The sequence below is a fragment of the Chitinophaga sp. RAB17 genome, from assembly GCF_052114225.1.
In the GTDB taxonomy this organism is placed as follows: Bacteria; Bacteroidota; Bacteroidia; order Chitinophagales; family Chitinophagaceae; genus Chitinophaga.
Genome location: NZ_JBFREI010000007.1, coordinates 360,362 through 370,927 on the forward strand (window position 1 = coordinate 360,362; position 10,566 = coordinate 370,927).

The window sequence follows — 10,566 nt, forward strand, 5'->3', positions numbered from 1 at the left end:
ATATTATTTCTACAGCGGATAGCGACGCAGGTAATTACCTGTTGACTGTCCGCTGTTTTTCTATTTTAGGAAGATGAGTACTGCGGTATTTTATCAGTAACGAAGCTCCTGCCCGGACCCGACAAAAAAAAGGACTGATCAGTAAGATCAGCCCTTTGCAATATCATTGAAATATTTATCTTCCTAAATTAATATCCCTGCAATGGCGGCAGACATGTAAGATGCCAACGTGCCACACAGCAAGGCTTTCAGCCCCAGTTTGGCCAGGTCCGCTCTTCTGTCCGGCGCCAGTTCCCCGATACCACCAATCTGCATACCCACACTGCTGAAGTTCGCAAAACCAGCAATGGCAATGGTTACAATGGCAATACCTTTGGAAGTTAACACAGGCACCGTTTTATCGGTCATGCTCTTAAAGGCCACAAATTCATTGATGGTTAATTTCTGTCCCAGTAATGTAGCTACGCTTTGAACATCGGTTTGCGGTACACCTATAGCCCAGGCCATTGGCATAAACAGTTTTCCAAAAATCCAATCGAGACTCAGGTTAAAGGCAGGGTTGAAAATATGACCAATATGAATCAGGCACCAGTCGATCAATGCGATGAAGGCGATAAAACCTATCAGCATAGCGATCACGTTCATGGCTATTTTAAAACCATCGCCGGCACCATGTGAGATGGCGTCAATAACGTTGGTGTAATTACTCTTCACTTCCATTTTTACACGACCCATAGTCACGCTTTCCTCCGTTTCCGGAAATACAATCTTGGAAATCACCAATGCCCCAGGAGCCGCCATGAGACTGGCCGTAATAAGGAACGGTGCAATATGTAAACCCGCCTGTAAGCCCATGTTTACGTATACCACCAGGATACCACCTGCGATACAGGCAAGACTCCCACTCATAGATGCGAGGATTTCACTTTTAGTCATGCTCGATAAGTAAGGACGGATCATTACCTGCGCTTCTACCTGTCCCACAAAAGCACTGGCCACATTGCTCAATGCTTCTGCACCACTTACCCGCATCACAAAATTCATGGCGCGCGCAATGACCGCTACTACCCGCTGCATAATACCATAGTGATATAAAACGGCTACCAACACACATACCAGGATAATGGTGGCTGTAACATTAAAGGCAAATACAAAACCACCGCCGGCATAGTCTTTTACACTACCATCATGTTGGGTGATACCAATGCCGCCATACACAAAGGCTGCACCCTGGCGGGCAAAAGCTTCCAGCTTACCCATTGCATCTCCCACCCGTTGGAAAAACCATGTAATAGGAGGGACTTTAAATACCAAAAGACCAATCGCTACCTGCAAACCAATGCCACTCAATACCAACCTGTAGTTGATCTTTTTCTTGTTGTTAGAAAACAAAAAGGCGATACCCAGAATAAGAACAATGCCTATAATGCCCTGAAAGCGTTCCATAAATGCAAATAAATCGTAAAATGTATGCAATGAAGCGACGAAGATAAGTTTTTTTGGGGTCGCTCAGACGCGAAACTGTTATCTCATATAATTTTTCAAAAAAAATATATTCAGAAATGTATTTTTACTTTTTCGCAACCGAATAATAACAATGCAGCGTATTCACTATCTTATTACCACCACGTTATCTCTTGCTTTATTTGCCTGTGGACAGGGGAATCAACACAAGAAGGGAAACAAACACGAAACGGATTCTCTGGCAATGCGGGAGCAGTTTGCCACATCACCGGTACTCGATGGAAAAACAGCCATCAGTCATATGCAGTTCGATAAAGGACTGGAAGTACAGCTGGTAGCAGCTGAACCCATGGTGGTAGCACCTGTGGCCATGACCTTTGATGAACGCGGCAGAATGTGGGTGGTGGAAATGACCGGCTTCATGCCTGATACGGTTGGTACAGGAGAAGATAAACCCGATGGTAAAATTGTCATTCTGGAAGATACCACCGGTGACGGGGTGATGGACAAAAGAACCGTATTCCTGGATTCCCTGGTATTGCCCAGGGCAGTATGTTTAGTAGAGAATGGTGTACTGGTGGCCACTCCACCACAACTCTGGTTCATCGAAAACAATAAGGATAAACCCGGTAAAAGAACGCTGGTCGATGATCAATATGCAGCAGGCGGCAACGTGGAGCATCAGCCCAATGGACTGCTCCGCGCTATGGACAACTGGATCTATAATGCAAAATCGGATAGGCGTTACCGTAAGGTGGGCAATAAATGGTTGAAAGAAACTACCCATTTCCGCGGTCAATGGGGTATTACCCAGGATAACCAGGGACGCCTTTATTATAATAACAACTCAGAGAACCTGCTGGGCGACTATTTCCCGCCAGGCTTAGGTGGCACCAATCCGGCACAACAAAATGCTGCCGGCTTTGATCAGAAAATAGTGCCGGACAACCGTACTTATCCAATTCATCCAACGCCGGGTGTAAACAGAGGGTACCAGAAAGGCACACTGGACGACAGTCTGCGCCTGGTGAACATGACCGCCGCCTGTGGCCCTATGATCTATCGCGCAGACTTACTGCCTGGGGAGTATCGCGGCAACGCCTTTGTGGCGGAGCCTTCGGCTAACCTGATCAAAAGAAATATTTTATCAGATAGCAGTTATGTGGTGAAAGGTGTACAAGCTTATCAGCATAAAGAGTTCCTCGCCAGTACCGATGAACGTTTCCGGCCGGTAGACTTGAAAACAGGACCTGATGGCGCTATCTATATCGCAGATATGTACCGGGGTATTCTGCAGCACAAAACATACATCACGGAGTATTTAAAAAACGAGGTGAAAATGCGGAGCCTGACGCAGCCGCTGAATGGTGGGCGTATTTATCGTATTGTGCCTGCAGGTACACATGAGCCGATGCCTCCTAAAATGTATGGAGCGCAGGGGTTAGTCAGTCAGTTACAGTCACCCAATGGTGTGCTACGGGATAAAGCGCAGCAGGTAATCATTGACCAGCACCTGGTCGCAGCGGCGCCTGATTTACGGAACCTGCTGAAAGATCCGTTGAGCCAGATACATGCACTGTGGACGCTGGAAGGGTTGCATCAGCTGACTGCAGAGGATCTCAGTGGTATATGGAAAGAGAAGAATGCAGCACTGAAAATGCAGGCATTGGCCGCATTGCCAGGTGTATTAAGTGGCAGCAATGTAAAAGCGATGGTGGCGGCACTGGATACCTTGTCTGATAATCCTTACCTGGCACCGGCAGTAGCCTACCTGTTGCCAACAGTTGCGAAGTTTGATAAAGTGAATGCCAGCAGGCTGGAAGACAAAATGATAAAAGCGTATGCCCCTAACCGTTATGTTGCAGCAGCATTGGTGAATAATGCAGTGAATAGAGAAGCTGTATTACTGAAAGAGGTAATTACCTGGAATCCTGATACCACGCTGGTATTGCGGCGGCAGCTGGAAGCCGTGTTGAAAAACATGGACAGCAAAGCCAATGCTAAAAAGATGGAGGAATTGAGAAAATCATTGCCACGTGGCTATAAAATATTCAACACCGTTTGCCAGACCTGTCATGGTAAAAGCGGGGAGGGGATTGCTTCTATGGCGCCACCTCTTAATGAAAGCAATTGGGTAAATGGCAATAAGAAAGCATTTATTTCTATTGTATTATACGGCCTGACGGGGCCGGTGGAAGTACATGGGAAAATGTATAAAGCGCCTGAAATAAATGGTGATATGCCGGGAATTGGTGGCAGCGATGAATTCAGCGATGCGGATATTGCACAGCTACTGACTTTCCTGCGTAGTGCCTGGAAAAACAAAGCCGACAAAGTAACAGCTGCTGATATACAGCAGGTGCGTAAGTTGAATACAGGCCGTCAGAAGCCTTTCACAGCCAGTGAATTGGCGAATTGATAGTTTGTTGTAAATAAAAGCCTTATATTTGCCGGATTACAATTAATTATTAATTGAATCCGGCAACTACCATATTACTCTTTCAAAACACACCCCGTACGATCAAACGTACCTGCGGGTTCCTGTTGCCGTTCTTATCCTGTCCTAAAGACTTCAACACTTAATCCCGGGCAACTTTTAGTTTATAAAGCGTTGTACCCGGGGGGATGACTACCTATGTAGTTTTATTCCGCTAGTATTTTTCCAAAACAATCTTATAAAATCAGTTTTATGAATCATCGGATAGCACGATGGGCAGTTTACTTTTTATGCCTGTTGCTGGATGTGAGCGTCGCTGCGAGCCTTTATCGTGGATATTTAACCGGATGGTTCCTGTTGCCGGTGGCAGTAGGTATCAGCCTGTTGACTATATACGACCGGCTGCAGGGAAAACATGCTTTGTTGCGCAACTACCCGTTACTGGGGCGTTTGCGTTACCTGCTGGAGCAGATCAGGCCGGAAATGCGTCAGTACTTTTTTGAATCGGATACGGATGGCAGGCCATTCAATCGTCGTCAGCGCGCGGTGGTGTATCAGCGCGCCAAAGATGTAAAACAAACTGTTGCCTTCGGTGCACTGGATAACATGTATGAGCCGGGCTATGAATGGGCCGCCCATACAGCGTTTCCAACGAAAGTAAAACCAGAAGATTTAAGGGTTAACATTGGCAATGCACAATGTGATCAGCCATATAATGCCAGTTTACTGAATGTAAGTGCCATGAGTTATGGTGCATTAAGTAAAACAGCCATTGCGTCCCTGAATGGTGGCGCGCAGCTGGGAGGCTTTGCCCATAACACCGGAGAAGGAGGTATTAGTCCTTACCACCTGCAACATGGTGGCCACCTGATCTGGCAGATTGGTACCGGCTATTTTGGTTGCCGCGATGAAAAAGGCAATTTCTCTCCTGAGATATTTGCAACAGCGGCAGCGGAACCTGCTGTGAAAATGATTGAGCTGAAACTGAGTCAGGGCGCTAAACCCGGCAAAGGTGGCGTGTTGCCTGCTGCTAAAAATACACCTGAAATTGCAGCCATCCGTAAAGTAAAAGCAGGCATCAGTGTATTGTCGCCCGCTGCGCATACCGCCTTCTCCAATGAGTATGAGATGCTGGCTTTTATACAGCAGTTACGTAAGCTTTCCGGAGGCAAGCCGGTAGGGTTTAAGCTGTGTGTGGGCCGTGCTGATGAGTTTGAGCGTATTTGCACGGCTATGGTAAACACGGGTATTTATCCTGACTTTATTACTGTAGATGGTGCAGAAGGTGGTACCGGTGCAGCGCCGCTGGAGTTTACCGACTCCATCGGGATGCCGTTGTATGATGCGCTGGCATTGGTGATCAACCTGCTGCGGCATTATAAACTGAAGCAACATATCCGTATTATGGCCAGTGGTAAAATCATTACCGGCTTTGACATTATGAAAGTATTGGCAATGGGTGCAGACGCATGTTACAGTGCCCGCGGCATGATGCTCGCTTTAGGCTGTATCCAGGCATTGCAGTGTGATAGTGGCAGTTGCCCGGTAGGGGTGGCTACACAGGATCCTACGCTTTATCAGGGAGTGAATGTAGCCGACAAACGGGTGCGCGTGGCTAATTATCACCGTAATACCATTGCGGCACTGGCGGAGCTGATGGGTGCGTGTGGCTTTGCTTCGGCAGAGAAGGTAAGTCCTGCGGCCTTATACAGAAGAGTAACGAGAACGGATATACGATCTTATGAAGAAATATATGCACCGAAACAGCTTTTAGCACTTAGCCATCAGCTTTTAGCCGCTAAAAGCTAGCCGCTAAAAGCTATTTATAATTGATTTAAAACCCGGTTATCATGAAAAAGAAACAGATTATTGTGTCCCTACATGATTACGAAATCCTTAAAACCCTCTGCTATGAGGCGCCTGCCACCGATAAGCTGAAAGAAGAGCTGGAGCGGGCTGTGGTAAAAAAAGGAAAGGTCCCTGATCATGTAGTACAGGTAAATTCAATGTTGCAGTTCAGAGATGAACGAAGTGGGACCGTGCGAAGTGTACAGCTGGTATTGCCTGCTATGAGCAACTTACAGGAAGGCAAATTATCGATCCTGTCGCCCATAGGCACCGCCTTACTGGGCTACAGCACCGGTGATGTGATTGACTGGGAAGTACCTGCAGGAAAAACGCAGCTGCTTATTTTGAGCGTGGGGCAAGAGATAGATAGGGCGCTGAAGGCATAAAGCATAAAGCAAAAAGCTATTTAGGCGAATGATCAAAGCGGAAATAATGTTTGCTTTGATCATTCGCCTAAATAGCTTTTTGCTTTATGCTTTATGCCTTCAGCTTTTACTGATATGCTATCTTATCCCCGTATGCAATGTGATACTTATCGCAGAAACCTCCATTTACTTCCAGCACATATTTCGCTTTCTTGTAAGAAGGTAAACTCTCTTCTGATAAAGGAGTGGCATATTTCTGAACGGACACAATCTCCATGTTATCTGCTATATAAATAATATCCAGGGAGATATAGGTGTTTTTCATCCAGAAGGCACGTTCTTCCATATCCGGAAAAATAAAGAGCATGCCCTGATCATCTGTCATCGTTTTGCGGTACATCAGTCCATCGGCGCGCTGTTCATCGGTTTGCGCCAGCTGTATATCAATTTTACGCAGGGTATCTGCACCGGATTTTGACAGAAAAGCCAGGGTAGCCTGTTTTTTAAATGCGCTGCCATTGGAGGTTTCCGTAACTGCGACTGTTGTTGGTGCCGCCGTAGCGGTATCAACTCCATTGTTGTTACTGTTGCCTGTATTCTGATGACAGCCGGCTATGTATAAACTGGCGATCAATATACATTTCAGGTGTAATTGCATAAGACAGAAGTACTATTTGGTCAGCAGTTCTTCATCAGAAAAAACTACTTCAGTATAATCTTTTATTTCGTTGTAAACGGTGTCTCTTTCTACCGGTCTTCTGCCGGCCTTCTTAATCAGCATGGCCAGCTGGGCAGTGTTCATAGACGGATTTTGTTCTTCTGATCCGGCCATAGAGTATATTTTGGTGGTATCATCTATGGTGCCATCGAGGTCATTTACACCGAAGGAAAGTGTCAGTTGTGCGGTATTTCTTCCCAGCATAGGCCAGTAGGCTTTCAGGTGAGGGAAGTTATCCATGTATAAACGGGCAATCGCGTATAGTCTGAGATCTTCCACGATAGAGCTTTCTGCAATATGGGACATATCATTGCCTTTATTGCGGAATTTCAGCGGAATGAATGTGTTGAAGCCACCGGTTTCGTCCTGCAGGGAGCGTAAGCGTTCCATGTGATCGATGCGATCAGCAAAAGATTCTACATGTCCGTACAGCATGGTAGCGTTGGTGTGCATACCACGGAGGTGAGCGGCTTTATGAATGGCGAGCCATCCATCTGCATCTACTTTATCATGGCATATTTTAGCACGTACTTCCGGTGCGAAGATTTCTGCACCACCACCAGGCATAGATTGCAGGCCGGCTTCATTGAGAATGCGCATACCTTCATCTACACTTACTTTGGCTTTGCGGAACATATAATCCAGCTCCACAGCGGTAAAGCCTTTGATGTGCAGGCCCGGACGATGGGCCCTGATTTGTTTGATCAGTTCCACGAAAAAGTCCAGCTGCATTTTAGGATGTACGCCACCAACTATATGTACTTCGGTAACGGGTTGGTTATCGTATTTTTTAACGATATCCATCATCTGATCTATACTCAGTTCCCATCCGTCTTCCCTGTTTTTATACAAGCGGGAATAGGAGCAGAAGTGACAGGTAAATATGCAGACGTTGGTAGGTTCTATATGAAAATTACGGTTGAAGTAAGTCTTGTCACCGTGCATGCGCTCTCGTACATGATTGGCTAAAGCACCCAGAAGGCCGATATCGCCTTTCTCAAATAAGATCAGCCCTTCATCGGGCGTAATTCTTTCCTGTTGAAGGATCTTTTCTGCAATGCGCTTCAATTCTGCGTCCAGGTTGGCTTGCTGAAGAAGCGTTTGAACAGCCGGATTATCTTTTCTCGTCGTCATCTTACTTTCATTAATTTGATGGTGTTGGCCCTGTTCCTGTAAATTAATTTTACAAAATAAACACCATTTGGCTCATTTACCAAATTAAAGGTCAGCCGGTTGCCAGCGCTGATATCTGCTGCAGGTTTACTCATCATAAACTGCCCTGCTGCGTTGTAAACAGATACCTGTACCAGGTCTTCCGGTACCTGGTAAAACGTTACCCAAAAAATGCCGGTGGTGGGGTTAGGATTGACTAAAACGCCTTTTTCCCGGAGTAATGGGTTGACATCTTTCGTTACAATATTTATATTATCAATATAGATATTATTCTCTGAATTTGAGATATTTCTGAATGCTACTTGAAACTTACCTTTATGTGAAAGAGCGGTCAAATCCAGTGAATCCCGGCGCCATTCACTGGCAAGCGGAACGAACTCTGTTTGTATGGGTTTGGCGCGTGTAATAAGGTTAGCTCCCCATTTGGAGTACAGCATAGTACCGGTCTGGCGGCAGTCGGAGGTGACGATCACCTGCAAGGTATCCCAGGAGATGCCGGGCGTAGCCGGGTCGGAAAACACGGCGGCGGCCACATCAAAAAACAGGAATACGGAATCGTGTCCCTCGGGATCGATTACCGGCGTAATGAGGTCATCTGTCTGGTCGTTCGTATTATAGCCAAGGTTCCGGATCAGGGCGGAAGCCTGACTGCCTTTGCCTACATCACGGGAGCGCTCCCAGGTAAAGCTGTGGTCAGGATTATACAGGTCCCAGCCCGGAGGAGGGAAGCTGTCATCTTCAAAGCCCTGTGTAAAAGGTAGTGTTACTTCTGCATCATAACGGAAACGGATATTCGCAGTATCGTTGGAAAGATTGGCATCCGGTTGTCCGTTCGGTGATTGCGTATAGGCTTTCAGGTTATAGCTGTTAATAGTCACATCAGCGCCTGGCAGGGTAACGGTTGTTTGTTGCAGACTGCCCAGGTTACCGGTCCATTTATAGGACGTGAGTGGTCCGCTGTTCAGCTGATACCAGATGGTGACATTGGTCAGGGAATTGGCGCCACGGTTGCGCAGGATCACTACTGGTGCAATATGGGTGTTGCATATTTTACCGTCGGGAGCGGTGATGCTCACCAGGGAGGCATCGTTGTTGACCAGTAAGGGTGGTACGCAGCCATTGGAGGTCATCAGACTGGGAATGATGTTCTCCAGTACAAAACGCATACGATCTACCTGTCCGGCGGTAAAGAGGTGCATACAGGCATCATCGGTATAATCCATATAGTTCATGAACATAATACCCGGTGCGGTACTGGTACAGTTATCCAGTTTAGGGAAAGTGGGGCAACCGTAGGTATTATCACCCTGAAGCGGCGTATCGGCGATTCCATCATCGATACTGCAGCTGCCGTTATCATCTCCCCAAACATGTTTTAAACCAAAATAATGACCAATTTCATGCGTAGCTGTTCTACCCAGATTATACACCCCGGTTACACTGCCGGTAGTACCAAAGGCGGTGTATTGTATCGCTACGCCTTCCTGTTCTACCGGGTAGCCGGTGCCCGGGGGAGCTGCCACTCCCAGGTAATTACCAGACAGGCGGGTTACCCATACATTCAGGTATCTGGAATGATCCCAGGCATCGGAACCACCAGTTGATTGATATTTTACATCGGCTGCGCCGTTGTTGATTGAAAAACTTTGCCCGGGTCCGGTCTTCACTTTCACCACACCACTCGTTGGTTCATCGCCGGGAGTTCGTTGTGCCAGACAGAAATTGATTTTTGTGTTACCGATCAGCGGCTTCCAGACAGCAGGGACCAGGGAAATATCGGTATTGCCGGCGTTATAGTCGCGGTTCAACACATCCAGTTGAGATTGAATCTGTGCATATGTAACAGCGGCAGTATCATCAAGCACCACATGTACCACTACGGGAATAGATACTGTTTGCGGAATGTCTTCTGTGCGTGCGTTGAGCCGCTGCAGTCTTTGTCCTTGCAGCATGAGGGTTTCATTTTTCTGCAGGAGTTCCTGTAGGCGGGGGATTTCTTTTACCCGTTGTTGCAAGGCTTCCGCGGTACCGCATTTACGCTGTGCCATAGCAGTAGCGCAAGAGAAAAAGGTAAGAAGGATAATAAAGTAATGGCGCAAAAAAGTAGAATTTGAAAATGAAGATACGGGAAAGCTTCGGATTTTTTCCGGCTCAGAATAAGACAAAAAAAAACGCTCCGGAATAAACCGGAACGCTCCTAAACTCAGTTTTTATAAAAATTACATATTGGCCTGTATTTTTTTATCCAGCACGGATTTAGGCACAGCGCCTACTTGTTTGTCAACTACCTGGCCGCCTTTAACGAAAAGGATAGCTGGAATGCTGGTAATACCGTAATTTATAGACAGTTGCGGATTCTGATCCACGTTAACTTTTCCGATATTTACTTTACCTGCGTAATCTTTAGACAGTTCTTCAATTACCGGACCGATAGCGCGACAAGGGCCACACCATTCTGCCCAGAAGTCAATAACAGTTAATTTATCGGAATTCAGAACTTCCGTTTCAAAGTTCGCATCAGTGATTTCTAAAGCCATATTCTGTGATTTAAAAAGTTTTAT

At 46.5% G+C, this 10,566-nt stretch carries 8 protein-coding genes; 3 read left to right on the forward strand and 5 right to left on the reverse strand.

The genetic code is table 11. From position 1 onward, the window contains the following. Positions 1 to 183 precede the first annotated feature (183 nt). The gene (locus AB4Z08_RS23650) at positions 184 to 1,446 is read right to left on the reverse strand and encodes a NupC/NupG family nucleoside CNT transporter (RefSeq protein WP_441576263.1); all 1,263 of its coding nucleotides are present in this window, start codon (positions 1,444 to 1,446) and stop codon (positions 184 to 186) included. A gap of 151 nt (positions 1,447 to 1,597) precedes the next feature. On the opposite strand from AB4Z08_RS23650, the gene AB4Z08_RS23655 reads away from it, so the two are divergent. From AB4Z08_RS23655 to AB4Z08_RS23665, 3 genes are all read left to right on the forward strand, one after another. Then, a complete protein-coding gene (locus tag AB4Z08_RS23655; RefSeq protein ID WP_441576264.1) occupies positions 1,598 to 3,883 on the forward strand; it encodes a DUF7133 domain-containing protein in 2,286 nt (761 codons plus the stop codon). A 270-nt stretch (positions 3,884 to 4,153) separates the two neighbouring features. After that, a complete protein-coding gene (locus tag AB4Z08_RS23660) occupies positions 4,154 to 5,710 on the forward strand; it encodes an FMN-binding glutamate synthase family protein (RefSeq protein ID WP_441576265.1) in 1,557 nt (518 codons plus the stop codon). 41 nt (positions 5,711 to 5,751) lie between these two features. Then, positions 5,752 to 6,135 (forward strand): GreA/GreB family elongation factor, encoded by a 384-nt coding sequence (locus AB4Z08_RS23665; protein WP_441576266.1) that lies wholly within the window; start codon positions 5,752 to 5,754, stop codon positions 6,133 to 6,135. A gap of 106 nt (positions 6,136 to 6,241) precedes the next feature. Here the strand turns inward: AB4Z08_RS23665 and AB4Z08_RS23670 are convergent, their stop codons facing one another. From AB4Z08_RS23670 to trxA, 4 genes are all read right to left on the reverse strand, one after another. Next, the gene (locus tag AB4Z08_RS23670; RefSeq protein ID WP_441576267.1) at positions 6,242 to 6,772 is read right to left on the reverse strand and encodes a DUF192 domain-containing protein; all 531 of its coding nucleotides are present in this window, start codon (positions 6,770 to 6,772) and stop codon (positions 6,242 to 6,244) included. Between the two features lie 12 nt (positions 6,773 to 6,784). Continuing rightward, positions 6,785 to 7,966 (reverse strand): aminofutalosine synthase MqnE, encoded by a 1,182-nt coding sequence (mqnE, locus tag AB4Z08_RS23675; protein WP_441576268.1) that lies wholly within the window; start codon positions 7,964 to 7,966, stop codon positions 6,785 to 6,787. After that, complete coding sequence (locus AB4Z08_RS23680; RefSeq protein WP_441576269.1) at positions 7,963 to 10,104, reverse strand: M43 family zinc metalloprotease; 2,142 nt, start codon at positions 10,102 to 10,104, stop codon at positions 7,963 to 7,965. The genes mqnE and AB4Z08_RS23680 overlap by 4 nt, the downstream gene beginning before the upstream one ends. 120 nt (positions 10,105 to 10,224) lie before the next feature. Further along, entirely contained in the window at positions 10,225 to 10,542 is a 318-nt protein-coding gene (gene trxA, locus AB4Z08_RS23685; RefSeq protein WP_133810785.1) for a thioredoxin, read from the reverse strand. Positions 10,543 to 10,566: the final 24 nt, after the last annotated feature.